The sequence below is a fragment of the Caenibacillus caldisaponilyticus genome, assembly GCF_002003465.1.
Taxonomy (GTDB): Bacteria; Bacillota; Bacilli; order Bacillales; family Sporolactobacillaceae; genus Caenibacillus; species Caenibacillus caldisaponilyticus.
Window position 1 is genome coordinate 1 of the sequence record NZ_BDDQ01000051.1, and the last position, 14,160, is coordinate 14,160.

At 54.6% G+C, this 14,160-nt stretch carries 14 protein-coding genes; 8 read left to right on the forward strand and 6 right to left on the reverse strand.

The features are described from left to right. A partial coding sequence (locus CCB157_RS13210; RefSeq protein WP_143287051.1) for a transposase occupies positions 1–230 on the forward strand: 230 nt, incomplete at its 5' end. A 111-nt stretch (positions 231–341) separates the two neighbouring features. Here CCB157_RS13210 and CCB157_RS13215 read toward each other — a convergent pair. Then, the gene (locus CCB157_RS13215; protein ID WP_077616354.1) at positions 342–956 is read right to left on the reverse strand and encodes a cyclase family protein; all 615 of its coding nucleotides are present in this window, start codon (positions 954–956) and stop codon (positions 342–344) included. 20 nt (positions 957–976) lie between these two features. Beyond that, positions 977–2,461 (reverse strand): glucose-6-phosphate dehydrogenase, encoded by a 1,485-nt coding sequence (zwf, locus tag CCB157_RS13220; protein ID WP_077616355.1) that lies wholly within the window; start codon positions 2,459–2,461, stop codon positions 977–979. Positions 2,462–2,873: 412 nt separating this feature from the next. Here zwf and cshA point away from each other — a divergent pair, with 412 nt between their 5' ends. The 3 genes from cshA to CCB157_RS13240 all read left to right on the forward strand — a co-directional run bounded on the left by cshA (position 2,874) and on the right by CCB157_RS13240 (position 5,452). Next, positions 2,874–4,307 carry a degradosome RNA helicase CshA gene (gene cshA, locus CCB157_RS13225; RefSeq protein WP_077616356.1) on the forward strand — a complete coding sequence of 478 codons (1,434 nt, stop codon included), beginning with the start codon at positions 2,874–2,876 and terminating at the stop codon, positions 4,305–4,307. Positions 4,308–4,580: 273 nt separating this feature from the next. Beyond that, positions 4,581–4,802, forward strand: a complete 222-nt coding sequence (locus CCB157_RS13235) for an IDEAL domain-containing protein (RefSeq protein ID WP_077616358.1) — start codon at positions 4,581–4,583, stop codon at positions 4,800–4,802. Between the two features lie 83 nt (positions 4,803–4,885). After that, a complete protein-coding gene (locus tag CCB157_RS13240) occupies positions 4,886–5,452 on the forward strand; it encodes a 2'-5' RNA ligase family protein (protein WP_077616359.1) in 567 nt (188 codons plus the stop codon). 172 nt (positions 5,453–5,624) lie between these two features. On the opposite strand, the gene CCB157_RS13245 is transcribed toward CCB157_RS13240, so the two are convergent. After that, complete coding sequence (locus CCB157_RS13245) at positions 5,625–6,569, reverse strand: DMT family transporter (protein ID WP_077616360.1); 945 nt, start codon at positions 6,567–6,569, stop codon at positions 5,625–5,627. 334 nt (positions 6,570–6,903) lie between these two features. On the opposite strand from CCB157_RS13245, the gene CCB157_RS13255 reads away from it, so the two are divergent. The 3 genes from CCB157_RS13255 to CCB157_RS13265 all read left to right on the forward strand — a co-directional run bounded on the left by CCB157_RS13255 (position 6,904) and on the right by CCB157_RS13265 (position 9,684). Continuing rightward, positions 6,904–7,335 carry a BrxA/BrxB family bacilliredoxin gene (locus CCB157_RS13255; RefSeq protein ID WP_077616362.1) on the forward strand — a complete coding sequence of 144 codons (432 nt, stop codon included), beginning with the start codon at positions 6,904–6,906 and terminating at the stop codon, positions 7,333–7,335. A gap of 227 nt (positions 7,336–7,562) precedes the next feature. Beyond that, entirely contained in the window at positions 7,563–8,486 is a 924-nt protein-coding gene (trhO, locus tag CCB157_RS13260; RefSeq protein WP_077616363.1) for an oxygen-dependent tRNA uridine(34) hydroxylase TrhO, read from the forward strand. A gap of 46 nt (positions 8,487–8,532) precedes the next feature. After that, a complete protein-coding gene (locus CCB157_RS13265; protein WP_077616364.1) occupies positions 8,533–9,684 on the forward strand; it encodes an acyl-CoA dehydrogenase family protein in 1,152 nt (383 codons plus the stop codon). A gap of 76 nt (positions 9,685–9,760) precedes the next feature. Here CCB157_RS13265 and CCB157_RS13270 read toward each other — a convergent pair whose 3' ends face one another. From CCB157_RS13270 to hpaB, 3 genes are all read right to left on the reverse strand, one after another. Continuing rightward, on the reverse strand, positions 9,761–10,585 hold the full coding sequence (locus CCB157_RS13270) for a protein-glutamine gamma-glutamyltransferase (RefSeq protein ID WP_158077318.1): 825 nt from the start codon (positions 10,583–10,585) through the stop codon (positions 9,761–9,763). Then, positions 10,582–11,553: a hypothetical protein gene (locus CCB157_RS17680; protein ID WP_158077319.1), complete on the reverse strand. Its 972-nt coding sequence runs from the start codon at positions 11,551–11,553 to the stop codon at positions 10,582–10,584. Before CCB157_RS17680 ends, CCB157_RS13270 begins: the two co-directional genes overlap by 4 nt. Before the next feature lie 466 nt (positions 11,554–12,019). After that, positions 12,020–13,477 (reverse strand): 4-hydroxyphenylacetate 3-monooxygenase, oxygenase component, encoded by a 1,458-nt coding sequence (gene hpaB, locus CCB157_RS13275; protein WP_077616366.1) that lies wholly within the window; start codon positions 13,475–13,477, stop codon positions 12,020–12,022. Positions 13,478–13,722: 245 nt separating this feature from the next. Between hpaB and kapB the strand changes: the two genes are divergently transcribed. After that, positions 13,723–14,118 carry a kinase-associated lipoprotein KapB gene (gene kapB / locus CCB157_RS13280; RefSeq protein WP_238594714.1) on the forward strand — a complete coding sequence of 132 codons (396 nt, stop codon included), beginning with the start codon at positions 13,723–13,725 and terminating at the stop codon, positions 14,116–14,118. The last annotated feature ends 42 nt before the right edge of the window (positions 14,119–14,160 follow it).

A 14,160-nucleotide genomic window follows, 5' to 3' on the forward strand; every position in this document is an offset into this window, starting at 1 on the left:
ACCAAAAATGGGAAGAACATAAAGAATTCATTAGGCAGAAGCTTTCGGAAAAAGAAACTGGTGAAATCTACGGCAAACGTAAAATTGATGTGGAACCAGTTTTTGGATTTCTGAAGGCTAATTTGCGTTTCACTCGTTTGTCAGTGAGAGGCAAAGAAAAGGTGAAAAATGAATTGGGATTTGCATTCATGGCGGTGAACTTGAGAAAGATCACCGCCATGAAAAGTTAATCCACCTAAATATAAGGGAAAATAACACCTGAAAAAGGTTCCGACCATCAAAAAGCGATAATCGGAACCTTTTTTACGTTATTTTGGGCTAGTTATGTCCCGGCCCCTTTTTCACGATTCTTCCAACAGCAGGATTCTTGCCGGCGCGGCGTCGATGCCCCTCACCTTAAGAGGAGCGGCGACCATGAGGTAGCGGCCGGGGGCGACTTGATCCAATTTCAAGCCTTCGATGACGATGATGCCGCGGTCGAACAGGAGGCGATGCGTCGGGTGTTCCGGCTGGCTCCGTTCGACGCCGAGGCCGTCGATGCCGACGCCTTTAATTCCGATTGATGCGAGATAGCGGGCGGCGGATTCCTTCAAATAAATGAAATTGTAATTAAACGCTTCGTCAAATGAGTTTTTCGTTTTAAAAAGGACGAACTCGCCCGCTTGGATGCCGAGCGGTTCCAAATCTTGCGCGTCGATGCCGTCTTCGACCGCGATGAGGTCAAAGAGCCGAACGGGGGTGACCAAATCTTCGATGGGAATCGTTTCGATCGTCGCCCCGTTCGGGTCCATGTGCAAGGGCGCATCGATGTGCGTGCCGGTGTGCGCGTCGAGAGAAATGCGCGTTTCGGTCACGTGGCCGTTCGTGACCGTCTCAAAGGCAGGCTGTTTTTCGGGTTTGTTTTTGTAGACCGGCATGCCGGTATAAATAGGCAGTGTGACGTCATGAACGATCATTGCGCTCGCCTCCATTCGGATCAATGTTTGTTGATTCTCGTCAAAGGCCACCAGTGGAAGCCGTCTCTGGCCAGCAGGGCATCGCTTTCGGCCGGTCCCATGGATCCCGCCGGATAAAACCGGACGGGAGTGTTCGTTTCCTTCCAAGCCGTCATGATGCCTTCGACGAATTGCCAAGACAGGGCGACTTCATCCCAGCGCGTGAAGTTGGTCGAGTCGCCGCGCAAGCAGTCGCCGAGCAGCCGTTCGTAGGCGTCGGGTCCGCCGAGGACGTCCGAACAGTTATTGCAATATTCCAAGGTGATCGGCTTGCTGTCCCATTTGTGGGTGAACGCTTTGGCATTCAATTTCAGCGACAAGCCCTCGTCGGGTTGGACGTGAATGACGAGCAAATTCGGCTCTTGGGCAAAAAAGGTTGAAGTGTAAGGATTTAACGGCACATCCTTAAATTGAATGACGATTTGCGTCGACTTCACGGCCATGCGCTTGCCGGTGCGAATGTAAAAGGGCACGCCGGCCCAGCGGAAATTGTCGATGAACAATTTGGCCGCAACAAACGTTTCGGTTTCGGAATTCTCCGGGACGTTTTCTTCCTCGCGATAGCCGGGCACGCTTTCACCGCTTGGCAGCACGCCTTTCGTGTATTGGCCCTTGACGATGTCCCGCCGGGCAGATTCGACGGTCACCGGCCGGATGGAGCGCAACACCTTGACCTTTTCATCCCGGATGTCTTCGGTTTCGAGCCGGCTCGGCGGCTCCATCGCCGTCAGGGCGGTCATTTGCAGGAGATGGTTTTGCACCATGTCAAGCAGCGCGCCCGTGCGGTCGTAGTAACCGGCGCGTTCCCCGACTCCGAGCGTTTCGCTCGCAGTGATCTGGACATTGGAGATGTAACGGTTGTTCCAAATCGATTCGAAAATGGGATTGGCGAACCGGATCACCTGGATGTTTTGCACCATTTCTTTGCCCAGGTAATGGTCGATGCGGTAAATTTCATTTTCCCCAAAGACCGATTGAATGGTGGCGTTCAGCGCTTCGGCCGATTTCAGATCGCGGCCGAACGGTTTTTCGATGATCAACCGTTTGAATCCAGCGGTTTCCGTCAGTCCAGAAGCCTGCAGATTGAGCGTCACCGTTCCAAAAAATTCGGGAGCAAGCGCCAAGTAGAACAGGCGATTGCCGCCGAGCCCGTATTCGCGATCGAGGCGTTCGGCCAAATCCTTTAAGCCGCGGTAAGCCTCGGTGTTATTGACATCCAAGGAATAGTAGTAAAAGCGGTTGAGAAAATCGTTGCGGTCTTCTTTGCCGTTTTCCGCAAGCGCGGAGTGGACGTATTCTCGATAACGGTCATGATCCCACGGCCTGCGGGCCATGCCGATGACCGCAAACGGGGCTTGGTTTTTTTTATATATTTCATATAGGGCTGGATATAGTTTTCGATGCGCAAGATCACCGGTCGCACCGAAGAGTAAAATGGCGGTCGGCTGTTGCGTTTCGTTGTGCATGTTCTAGCCTCACTTCTTATCCTGTAGAATTTGTCGCGTGAACTGTAGATTGGCTAATGCCTATAGAATACAACGACAACTATATAATGTTTCGCGTCAGTTTTCCATTATAATGCTTTCCTTTCCGGTCCACAACCAATCGCCGCCGCGCTTTTCCCGGCGGACGGGGAGCGCGTCCCCCCTTTGCCCGGCGTTTCGCGAGAACGGGCTTGCCTGAAAGATGGAGCGAGGCGCCTTTCGGAAACAGCGGGTTTAGCCTTCAACATTAAATGTTTGCTATTTTTTTCAGCATTTGTTATTGTTACAGTATGTTTGCGTTTGACGACGTTTTCCGTTGCGCTTGCGGGAAATGCTTTTAGTCATCTAAAACGTCAGAACATAAGTGTATATAAAGGAGACAACAAGATAACATATGGATTTTAAGCAATTGGGACTCACGAACGACTTGCTGGAAGCGGTGCGCGCCATGGGGTTTACGGAGCCGACACCGATACAAAGGGAGGCCATTCCATACGTGTTGGATGGCCGGGACGTGATCGGCCAAGCCCAGACCGGAACGGGAAAAACGGCGGCATTCGGCATCCCGATGGTCGAAAAAGTCGATCCCAACGCCAATCAATGGCCACAAGGCCTGGTGATCACGCCGACGCGCGAGCTAGCGGTGCAGGTTTCGGCCGAACTCAATGGCATCGGCAAATTTAAAGGCATACGGGCCGTGGCGGTGTACGGCGGCGAATCGATCGACAAACAAATCCGATCGTTCAAACGGCGTCCGCACATCATCACGGCGACCCCGGGGCGGCTGCTCGACCACCTTGAGCGGGGCGGGCTCCATCTCGACGCCGTTCGCATCGTCGTTTTGGATGAAGCCGACGAAATGTTAAACATGGGGTTCATCGACGACATAAAAACCATATTAAGCCGGGTTCCCAAAAGCCGGCAAACGCTCTTGTTTTCCGCAACGATGCCCGATGCGATTCGCAAGCTCGCCGAACGGTTTATGACCGCCCCCGCGGAAGTGAAAATCAAAGCGAAAACCCTGACCGTCGACAAGATCGATCAACATTTTATCGAACTTAAGGAATGGCAAAAATTGGACGTCTTTACGCGCCTTCTTGATATTCAGCAGCCGGAGCGGGCGATCGTGTTCGGCCGCACCAAGCGCCGCGTCGACGAACTCGCCACCGCGCTGCGCAAGCTCGGCTATCCGGCCAAAGGGTTGCACGGCGATTTGACGCAAAATCGTCGGGATCAAGTCATGGATGATTTTAAGAACCATCGCGTCAAAATTCTGGTCGCGACCGACGTCGCCGCGCGCGGATTGGACATCGAGGACGTCACCCACGTCTACAATTTTGATCTTCCCCAAGATCCCGAAAGCTATGTGCACCGGATCGGCCGGACGGGGCGCGCCGGCAAAAGGGGAGAGGCCGTCACGTTTGTGACCCCTCCGGAACGACCGCATCTCTATACCATCGAAAAAGCCATCAAACGCAAAATTGCCCGCATGGCGATCCCGACTCGGGAAGAAGCCTCGGAAGCGCGACGGCAACGGGCGGTCGAAGCGTTGGTCGCGAAGGCGAACGGGCCGGTCGAAGCCCATTATCATCAGCTCGCCGAGGATTTGCTGCACCGCCATGATCCGGTGCAATTGGTCAGTGCGGCTTTAAAAATGATCACACATGAACCCGATATTCGTCCGATCCGCCTGACGGAAGAAAAGCCGCTGCAGGTGAAGCAAAACATCCCGAAACGGCGGTCGGCGGGGCGCAGGTCGCACGCCGTTCGCGGAAAGGCCGATGAACGTCGCCGCACGCGTCGCGAGAAGGCGTGGAACCGAAAATAGGTTTATCCGCAGGGCGCGATGCCGCCTAGATTTCTTCGAAAAGCCCCCTTAATTGGTGCGCGTGGAATGGAAAACGGAACATGCTTATGACTGTTATGGGCCAAAAAAACCCGATCCCGTCGCTCTCGGCGACGAAGGATCGGGTTTTTTGCTTCCGCCGGGCGGTGCGCACCAATTGAATGTCAAGATTTTGGTAAAAATGACTAATCGAAAACGATTGAAATTAAGACAATTCAGTTATACAATATAAATAAAGGCAAGGGGGAATAGCTCATGAAATCAGAACGTTCCCGTGAATCTATGCCGAATCAATCCTTGGTCTTTGAAGAGAAGCTCGTCCCGATCGATCCGATTTACGCGCAGATGGTGGTCGACGCTATCATGGTAAACGCCGAAATGGATTATTTGCGCAAGAAAATCGATGAGAGCTTGGATAAAAGGGATATGGTGGCTTTTATGACATTGAGCCAACGGTATCGCGAATTGAATCGATAATACGCGCCGGCCCGTTCCGCGGGCGGCGTTTTTTTTGGTATTTTTGAAATAAAACACAGACATGCCATCCGAGGGGATGCGGTATGTACGGCGTCATCGCTTTGTTTGATGAAAGAACCGAAAAGCAAATTCAACGCCTCTGGGATGAACTTTATGATAGGAATTTATCGCATTATTCAAAAACGGTCGAGGACAGAAGGCCACATATCACCCTCGCCGCTTATCAGAACCTCAAAAAAGCATCGTTTATAAGGCAGATGGACGAATTTTTCAATGCAACAGACCGCATGCCCGTGATGTTTGGCGCATTGGGGACTTTTTTGCAATCGAAAACGGTTTTTCTTTCTCCGACGCCAACGAAGGCGTTATTGGATTGGCACCACCGTTATCACGAGCGGTTTAAACGGTACAACGATAACCCTTCATCCTTGTATCTGCCGGGAAAATGGATCCTGCACTGCACGATCGCCAGCCATTTGACGGAGGAGCAATTTCGCGGCACTTTCGAATATTGTGCGGAACATTTTCAAACGCTCCATGCCTACATCGAAGAAGTGGCGCTGATCGAGCTGGAGTATGACGGCGATCGGTGCGTGCGCGCGCCCATCCTTTTCTCCAAAAGGTTGGGAAACGTCCACCATGCCTCATGACATGAATTGGGAGATGCGGATGGCTGGCGGTAAGACGGTTTGATGGTGCGCCCGAACGCATCCAACCCGGGAGACTTTGCGCGATAAAACTTTTCACTCGTGATCGCGATCCGCCGCCCGCGAAGGACGATCACGGGACAGAAGGGGCTTGAAAGAGGATTAAGCCCCGCTGTCAGCCGTTTCCGTTTCGGCCGGCTGCCGCTTTATTTCCGGTGGCGGGGAGAGAAGACGGCGTTTTTTTGGCCGGCCACTCGGAGAGAAGCATGCCGCCGAGAATGAGAACGGCTCCGATTTTGCCGGATAAGCTCAATGTTTCTCCGGCCGTGACTCGCGCGGTGGCCGCCGCAAACACCGGCTCCATAAGGAAGATGATCGCGACGTGCGCCGGCGGCGTAAAGCGCTGCAGGCTCGTTTGCAAGGAATAGGCGAGCGCGGTCGCAAACAATGCCGTAAAGAGACAGGCGAACAAGACTTGTCCCTTTTCAAACGGCTGCCAGGAAAACGTGGTCCGCACGCCGTCAAAGAGGGCGCCGCACAAAAAATTGAGCAGCGAAACCGTGATCAGCTGGACGGCGGTGAGCAATAAACTCGAGTGGTCGCGGGTGACTTTGGCCGTCAAGACGATGTGAAGCCCGAAGGCGAAGGCGCACATCAAGGCCAAAGCGTCGCCCCGCTGGATGGCGAAGCCATCCAAATCCGAAAGGAAGTAGAGGCCGAGCGTCGCGATCACCGCGCCGAACCAAGCGGTTTTTTCGGGCCGGTTTTTCAGGAGCGCCCAGGCGAGAACGGGAACGAGCACGACCGACAAGCCCGTGATGAAGGCCGTTTTTGAACTGGTGGTGTACAGCAGGGCGAGCGTCTGCGTGCCGTAACCGACGAAGAGGAGGACGCCGAGTGCCAAGCCGTGCCGGATGAGTTGGGTATTGAATGCCTTCGGATTTTTGATGGCGATGAAGCCGGCCGCGGCCCCAAGCACGACGGCGGCGGCGAGAAAACGCCAGGCGTTGAATGCGAATGGCGGCATGAGGTTGACCGCGTTTTGAACGACGATAAATGTCGATCCCCAGATAAACGTGACAAACAATAATCCAAGATCAGACAACCATTTTCTTTTCATCTGCCACCTCGATCCACTGTCCCTCTCAATTTGACCGAGTCTCATGAACGATTCTTTTGGCTCTATCCACATTTTAATGAAAATACGCACATTTGGCCAACCCGAACGGTTTGAGACGCGATGACCTGGCGCCGAACGCGCGGCCTTGTTTGCCGAAACGGGCCGCCGACGCCGTTCTCCAATCGGTTTGCCTGGGATCAAGCGGGTTGGGGGCGGTCCGGCATGCGGAGCAAATCGAGCTTAGAGCGGAGAAAAGATTGAATCCCAAAACCGCTGCTCCGATTTGGTTTTTCATCGTCGCCTATGCTATCTTGAAAACAAGGAGGTTATTGCTATGTCTACGACCTACGAAGAATACATGCGCGAGATCGTCAGACCGATGCGGGAAGAGTTGACGAACGCGGGTTTTAAGGAATTGCGAACGCCGGAAGAAGTGGATCGCTATATGGAAACGGCGGAAGGGACGACGCTCGTTTTCGTAAATTCCGTCTGCGGCTGCGCGGCGGGGTTGGCGCGCCCCGCGGCGGTCCAAGCGCTTGATCACGAGAAAAAGCCGGATCATCTGGTGACGGTCTTTGCTGGTCAAGATCGGGAAGCGACCGCGCGCATGCGCGAGTATTTCGGCGACTATGAACCGTCTTCACCGTCCATGGCCCTTTTGAAAGACAAAGAGGTCGTCCATTTCATCCCACGGGAAGAAATCGAAGACGAAGACGTCGAGGCCATCGTCCGCCGGCTTCATGAGATTTTTGATCAATTTTGTTGAACGGCTTCGCCTGACCTGCATGGCGGTCCGAAATCCGGGGGATCACACGATTATACCGGTATCACCGTCATGTACGTTGGCCGCCCGTATGGGGCTTGCCGAACGGTTTAAGCGCCAAGCGACGGACTTGGCGCTTTATTTTCTATGGCTGCCTTTCGCGGATAGAATCGCTGCGGAAAATCTGTTAAGATTAATAGCGATTAGCGGCAAGCGCTAGGAGGGATAAAATGGCTCAAGATTATCGCATACTCCTTTATTATAAATACGTCACCATCGACGATCCCGAGACGTTTACGAAGGAGCACCGCGCCTTTTGTCAGGAACTGGGCGTGAAAGGGCGGATTTTGATTTCATCGGAAGGGCTGAACGGAACCATCTCCGGCACGGTGGAGCAAACCGACCGTTATATGAAAGCGCTGCGGGAGGATCCGCGCTTCCACGACATCGAGTTTAAGATCGACGAAGCCGACGGCCATGCTTTTAAAAAGCTTTCCGTCCGCCACCGCAAAGAAATCGTCGCTCTGAAACTCGAGGAAGATGTCAACCCGAATGAAGTGACCGGCCGTTACCTCGAACCGAAGGAATTCTATGAAGCGTTGCAGGAGGACGACGTCATCGTCATCGATGCGCGCAATGATTACGAAACGCAAATCGGCCATTTCCGCGGCGCGATTTTGCCCGATATCCGTTCGTTCAGGGAGCTGCCCGAATGGGTCGACAAGCATTTGGCCGACAAAAAGGACAAAAAAATTCTCACCTATTGCACCGGCGGCATCCGTTGCGAGAAGTTCACCGCCTATTTAATCAAGAAAGGGTTTAAAGACGTCAATCAATTGCACGGCGGCATCATTCGGTACGGCAAAGACCCTGAAGTCCGCGGCCGCCTTTTCGACGGCAAATGTTACGTGTTCGACAACCGCATCCGCGTGCGGGTCAACCGGACGGAGGAAGACGTCGTCGTCGGACGCTGCTACCATTGCGGCAAACCGGAGGATCGTCTCGTCAACTGCGCCAATCCCGAGTGCCATCGCCAGTACATCTCGTGCGAAGCGTGCGAAAGAAAATATCAACGTTCTTGTTCCAAGGCGTGCCGGGAGCATCCGCGCAACGAATACGTCAGGACGGAAGATCCGGTTTTGTCGACGCGCTGATCCGTCGCGGGAGAAGAACGAGAGCGTCCGGGGGGAGAAATGAACGATGAACCATCCGTTTATCCGCAACGAGCGGGAAGAGCGGCTTTTCGCATTAGCCGACGGGCTGGCCAACCGCATGAAAAAACAAGCGGCGCAATATGACCAAACGGGGGATTTTCCCTTTCAACACTATGAGTGGTTAAAAGAGTCCGGGTATACCGCTCTTTCCGTGCCCAAGGAGTACGGCGGCGAGGCATTGACGCTCACCGAGCTCGTGCTCATTCAGGAAACGCTGGCACAAGGCGATCCGGCGACGGCGTTCGGCGTCGGCTGGCATCTCGGCATTCTGATGGATCTTTCCGTCCGCCGCGAATGGCCGGAGGCGATTTTTAAAAAAGTTTGTGAAGCCGTCGTCCAAAAGGGCGAGCTGATTAACCGGGCGATGACCGAACCGGCGACCGGCAGCCCGACCCGCGGCGGCAAGCCCGTGACGACGGCGCGGCGAAGCGGAGATGAATGGGTGTTGAACGGCCGCAAGACGTTTACAACGCTCTCGCCCATCGCCGACCGCTTTATCGTCTCGGCCACCATCGCGAACACGGACGAAGTGGCTGGTTTTCTCGTCGATCGCCGGGCGCCCGGCCTCTCGTTTGATAAGACGTGGGATACGCTGGCTATGAGAGCAACAAGAAGCGACGATCTGGTTTTGGAAGAGGTTCACCTTCCCGCGGACGCCAAGGTCGAAACGTTCGGAAAGGGGAGTGAACTTCCGCCCGCTTGGTTGTTGCATATCCCGGCCTGTTATCTCGGCATCGCGCTTTCGGCGCGGCACGACGTCATCCGCTTTGCCGAAAGCTATCAGCCAAACAGCTTGGGCCATCCGATCAAAGACGTCCCCCGCGTGCGCGATTACGTCGGGGAAATCGAACTGGAGTTGATCAAAGCGCGCCACACCCTTTACAGCGTCGCGCGATGGTGGGACGAAGCGGAAGACCGCCGTTCCGAAATGGGACCGGAGCTGGCGGCGGCGAAAACGATCGTCCTCGAAGCCGTCCATCGCGTCGTCGCCCGTGCCATGCGCATCGTGGGCGGGCAAAGCTTGTATAAAGCGCTTCCGTTTGAACGTTATTACCGGGATGTCGTGGCCGGTCTTTTCAATCCGCCCACGGACGACAGCGTCCTCACCATGCTCGCCGCCCGCGCGTTCGGCGACTGAGCGGGGCGGGGAAAAACGCAACGTCGGCCATCTACAAGAAAGGTCGACATATAAAACGGCATGGATGGCCGTCGGGCTAACCGTAGAACGGACGTTGGCCGTATCCGACGGACGTGTTCAGCCAGGAACGGTCAATGCTTCGGCTTGCACCGGGGAAACCGGTGATCATAGCGAGCCGGGTGGTGTCCAGGCGCGTCGCCCGGTTCATGAGATAAGCGGAAACCGTAGCGCCGGCGCGCCGGTTTTTGTTTAAAGCGTCGATGACGCCGTCGGCTTTCTTGATGCCGACGCCGTGCCCATAATAATAGCCGTTTGGCAATTCGACGGCGTTCTCGCCCTGCCATTGCGGGGTGCGCGGGTTCACTTGAGGGTTTTTAAAATAACGAATATCGCCGGGAATGCCGTGATCCGCGACGGTCTCGATGACGAGGGGCAGGCGTTCATCTTCGTGCCAATCCCAAAGATAGATGTTTCTGTAAACCGCATCAAAACGAGCGGAACCGATGGCGGTCATGACGGCTTTGAACAACAAGATGACCATCGCGGTGGCGCATTCAAACGCATAGAGTTGGCCGTTATGAAAGATGTCGTTGATGGCGGCGCTCGGCGAGGCATCTTGGCCCAGCCGGAATCCGCCTTCTTCGGTAAGGTTCCAGTATTTTTCGTTGCATTTTGAATAGTAGAACGTGGCGAAGCGCACTTGGCTGTTGTTCATGTCGTGAGCGGCCTGAACGAGCGCGGCGCGCAGGCGGATGTCAAATTGAAGGATATTGATGTGGGAAAAGGCGAAGACGTCCCGATTCGTCGCCATGGCGTTCAGAATCTCTCGAGCGGATGCGGATTGGCCGCCGAGCGTCGTCAACGCTTCCGGCGCCAGCGGTTGGCCGTTAATGAGTATCATGGCCGTCCCTCCTCCGGCAGGCTGAGCCTGATTTGCTCTTGTAGCGGCTGGCGCATCCACTCCCGCCATCTCTGCCGCTGCCAGCGCCGCAATCGTTCCGAATGCGCCGCCAAGCGGACTTGCAAAGCGTGGGGAAGGCGGATGAATTGTTCCCATCTCTCCCGTTCGACGGGCGTCATGCCCCGATAGGGCGTTCCGGTTCTGCGGTCGATGGGGACGCCTAGGTATTTCGCCGGCGCATGGACGGCATAAGGGATCGGATGTGGAAAACTGTCATTGTTTTCGCCGGTGTGGATCAGATAGGGGAGATTCGACTCCAGCCAATGAGCGACGGTTTCGGCGCTTTCCCGTCCGTCTCGCGCTTCCTTCACGCCGGGAATAAAGCCCAAAATTTTTTTGGCCAAAACGACGTCTTCCGGCGCATTGGAATATAAATAACGGGCGACATAGAGCAAGCTTTGCGGCTCGTTGGCATCGTAAAAGGCGGACAAGAGGTAATGGCGTTCTTCTCCCGCCCGGTGGCGGTGGAAGATGATGTCGACGATCTCACCAAGACAATCTTCGTTAAAATGGTGCAACAGATGAAGACAGGCGCCGTCGACGACAGCGGTGTAGTGTTCGTCAATCTTCTCCGTTGCTCCGGTTGAAACGATCCATCGCAAACAATGAATGCCGTGGTGGTGTTGTTCAAAGAAATCGGCATTCATCGGAAAATGAAACGGCTCGCCGTGGATGATGGATTCGATGTGGTAGAGGGCGAGGCGATTTTTCAACGACAGATGTTGATCATCTTTATGCAAATCGGATTTCAATGTATAGAGCACCGGAAACACGAGATCCGGTTCATTGAGCTGCTTGACGGCATGGACCGGATCGGCGCGATACCATTTTTTCCAAATTTTCTTCACCTCTTCGGTTCCATGAGTGCGAAAGACGTCATTCAGAGGGCCGGGCGTTGTGTAATTCACCGCTATCCCTTCCTTTTGCAGTTTTGACGGCAACCGGATAAGGCCCTTTCCACTCCAGCGCGTTAAAGACGAGAATGTCGCTTTTTTAAAGAATATGAGCGCCCGGAAGGAAACATGAACGCGACCGCTCGCGCGCGATGGAACGGGATGGGGGAGCCGATCGCAGTAAAGGAAAGAGCGGCGGTGCGTCGATGGCGTGCCCGGCTCCGATAAAAACAGAGGGGTGGCAAAGCTTGAAGAGAAAGCGTGTTTTTACGGCCGCGTTCGGGAGTGGCGCTTGTCGGCCTGAGAGGATGAGGCCAGTCGGACCCGCTGCCATCTGTAAAAACGCGGGGCGGTTCGCCCGCCCCGTCGCATAAAAATAGGGACGGCGCTCATCCGGCGTCATCCCGGCGTCGTCCGAACCGTTCACAAGCCTTTCCTAAGGGCGTTCGCTGGCCCTTGGAAGCATCCATACGGGTTTGCGCTAGTTTGGCGTGCCCTCTAAAAACGCTTGGATGCGTTCGGCGAACGCCTTGCGGTCGTATTGGTAAAAGAGGGTGGAGGCGCGGCGCACCGGATCGCCGAAAAAGAAGCGTTCATAGAGCTCTTGCCGGCTGCCGAAGGCGCTCATCGTCGCGTCCCAGGCGAGGCGGAACAAGCGGGTTTTTGCTTCGCCGTCACCGGTTGTGGTTTTTAAATAGCGGCGTAAAGCCGAGCCGATTTCCGACTGAAAAGCAGCTTCTGACGGTGTCGAAACAAGGCCGCTCGCCCCGAGCTGTTTGACGATCTCGACCAAACGCGGATAGGTCTTCGCGAAGTAGATCGTCGCCGCTTGAAGAGGATTCGGATCAGGGGTCATGACGCCCCAGCGGTTCTCTTTGGCGTTTTGTTCCGCGGACAGGACAAACCCTTTCATCGCTTCCAGGGCGATGATCGCTTCGCTGACTTTTTCATGGACATGTTGATATTCTCCGATATTGATCGAATCGATGATCGCTTGCATCAGGCCGAGGAAGAACTCGATTTTTACGATGCTTTTGCTGACGACATGATGCGTTGTCAAGGGATAAAATCCGCTCTCTTGATAGATGCGGTTGTTCACCTCCACGTCGCCGTGAAGAAACACCCGCTCCCACGGAACGGTGACGCGGTCGAAGACGACGATGGTGTCCATTTCTTCAAAACGCGAACTCAACGGATGGTCAAAAGCCGAATCGCTGCCGACGAACGAATCCCGGCAAATAAAAGACAATCCGGGCGTGTTGTTCGGAAGGGTAAAGGCGTACGCCATCCCACGCGCCGCTTTCGCCCGGGGAAGCCTTGCGCCGGTGGGAAAGACGAGGATTTCCTCCGTCGTCGCCCCTTGGGTGGCGAGCAGCCGCGCCCCGTGCACGACGATCCCGTCTTTGTTTTCTTCGATCATGCGGGCGCCGATGATTTCATCGGGGTTTTCCGCAAAAAGGCTTGATCGGTCGGATTGCGGCGTGACAAACGTGTGGGTGAGAGAGATATCGCGGGTCATGGCGTATTCATAATAACGCTTCAAGTTGTCGGCGGCCTGGGAATTTTCTGTCTTAAAGAGATCGGCGGCTGTTCCGAAAGCCATCACGACGGTGTTCATGTAATCGGGGGAACGGCCGAGCATTCCTGCGGTATGCCGCGCCCAGTGTTGGGTGGCCAGGCGCCTGCGTTCCAAGTCTTCTTTTGTCTTCGGAGCGAGATACGCCCTGCCGACGCGGTCGCCGGACGCCGTCTTGGCGGTTAATAAATCGGCAAATCTTGGATCATGTTGGAGATCATACAGCTCGGCCTGGGTTTTGATGATGCCTTTAAATGCGGGATGTTCCGACAGTTTCCCGGTAACTTTTTCTCCGTTATACCAAACGTCGGCGTTTAAGCCATCGATGCGTGTGATGTACGTTTTACCGTCAATTGCCGGCATGGTCTTCACCTCTTTTATTCACGTCAATATATATTAGCCCTGCGCACCGAAAACCGTGACGGACTTTTGCCCATACGCGCTTCGGGCATCCATTTTCATGAATGGCATAGTGAAGTCGGCGGCCGCTTGCAGGCTTGATGCGTTCGTTCCCATCCGCAAGACGGCTTTTAATTCGGCGTTGCCTCTCGATTTTCGCGTTTTTTTGTTATACTGGTAGCAAAGTGGTCCGAAAGGGAGGAATTGGCGTGAGCGAGCCCTTTCATCAAGGGGATATCGTTAAAGTCAGGAGCAAAACCGGCGAATACGTCGCCCGCTTTCTTGAATATCGCAACGAACAATACGCCGTCGTTGAAGTGCTGGCCGTGTTGAAACACCCGACGCAGGGAGACCTCCATCATCCGAACGAAGTCCACGTTCCGCTTTTTCATGAGCGGAAAGCCCATGCGTTTCATGAAAAAGTTCTTGTCAACAACCATGCCATTTTGCGATACGATGGGGAAATCCCGGATTATGAAGCGTCTTTAAGAACGGCGCTGGCGGAAAAGATCGCGGCGCTGGCCGATCGCGATGACCCGTGGGCGAAGAAATCCGTCGACATCCTCAAGAGTTTGGAGAAGGAATATTTCAAAACGCGATCGTAACAACCCGGCGTCAGATGCACGCCGTTTGATCGGACGATAAAG

Bases quoted from the DNA above. Each gene is read 5' to 3' on its own strand.
- CCB157_RS13215 (WP_077616354.1), bottom strand. From the start codon at position 956: ATGATCGTTCATGACGTCACACTGCCTATTTATACCGGCATGCCGGTC.
- zwf (WP_077616355.1), bottom strand. From the start codon at position 2,461: ATGCACAACGAAACGCAACAGCCGACCGCCATTTTACTCTTCGGTGCG.
- cshA (WP_077616356.1), top strand. From the start codon at position 2,874: ATGGATTTTAAGCAATTGGGACTCACGAACGACTTGCTGGAAGCGGTG.
- CCB157_RS13235 (WP_077616358.1), top strand. From the start codon at position 4,581: ATGAAATCAGAACGTTCCCGTGAATCTATGCCGAATCAATCCTTGGTC.
- CCB157_RS13240 (WP_077616359.1), top strand. From the start codon at position 4,886: ATGTACGGCGTCATCGCTTTGTTTGATGAAAGAACCGAAAAGCAAATT.
- CCB157_RS13245 (WP_077616360.1), bottom strand. From the start codon at position 6,569: ATGAAAAGAAAATGGTTGTCTGATCTTGGATTATTGTTTGTCACGTTT.
- CCB157_RS13255 (WP_077616362.1), top strand. From the start codon at position 6,904: ATGTCTACGACCTACGAAGAATACATGCGCGAGATCGTCAGACCGATG.
- trhO (WP_077616363.1), top strand. From the start codon at position 7,563: ATGGCTCAAGATTATCGCATACTCCTTTATTATAAATACGTCACCATC.
- CCB157_RS13265 (WP_077616364.1), top strand. From the start codon at position 8,533: ATGAACCATCCGTTTATCCGCAACGAGCGGGAAGAGCGGCTTTTCGCA.
- CCB157_RS13270 (WP_158077318.1), bottom strand. From the start codon at position 10,585: ATGATACTCATTAACGGCCAACCGCTGGCGCCGGAAGCGTTGACGACG.
- hpaB (WP_077616366.1), bottom strand. From the start codon at position 13,477: ATGCCGGCAATTGACGGTAAAACGTACATCACACGCATCGATGGCTTA.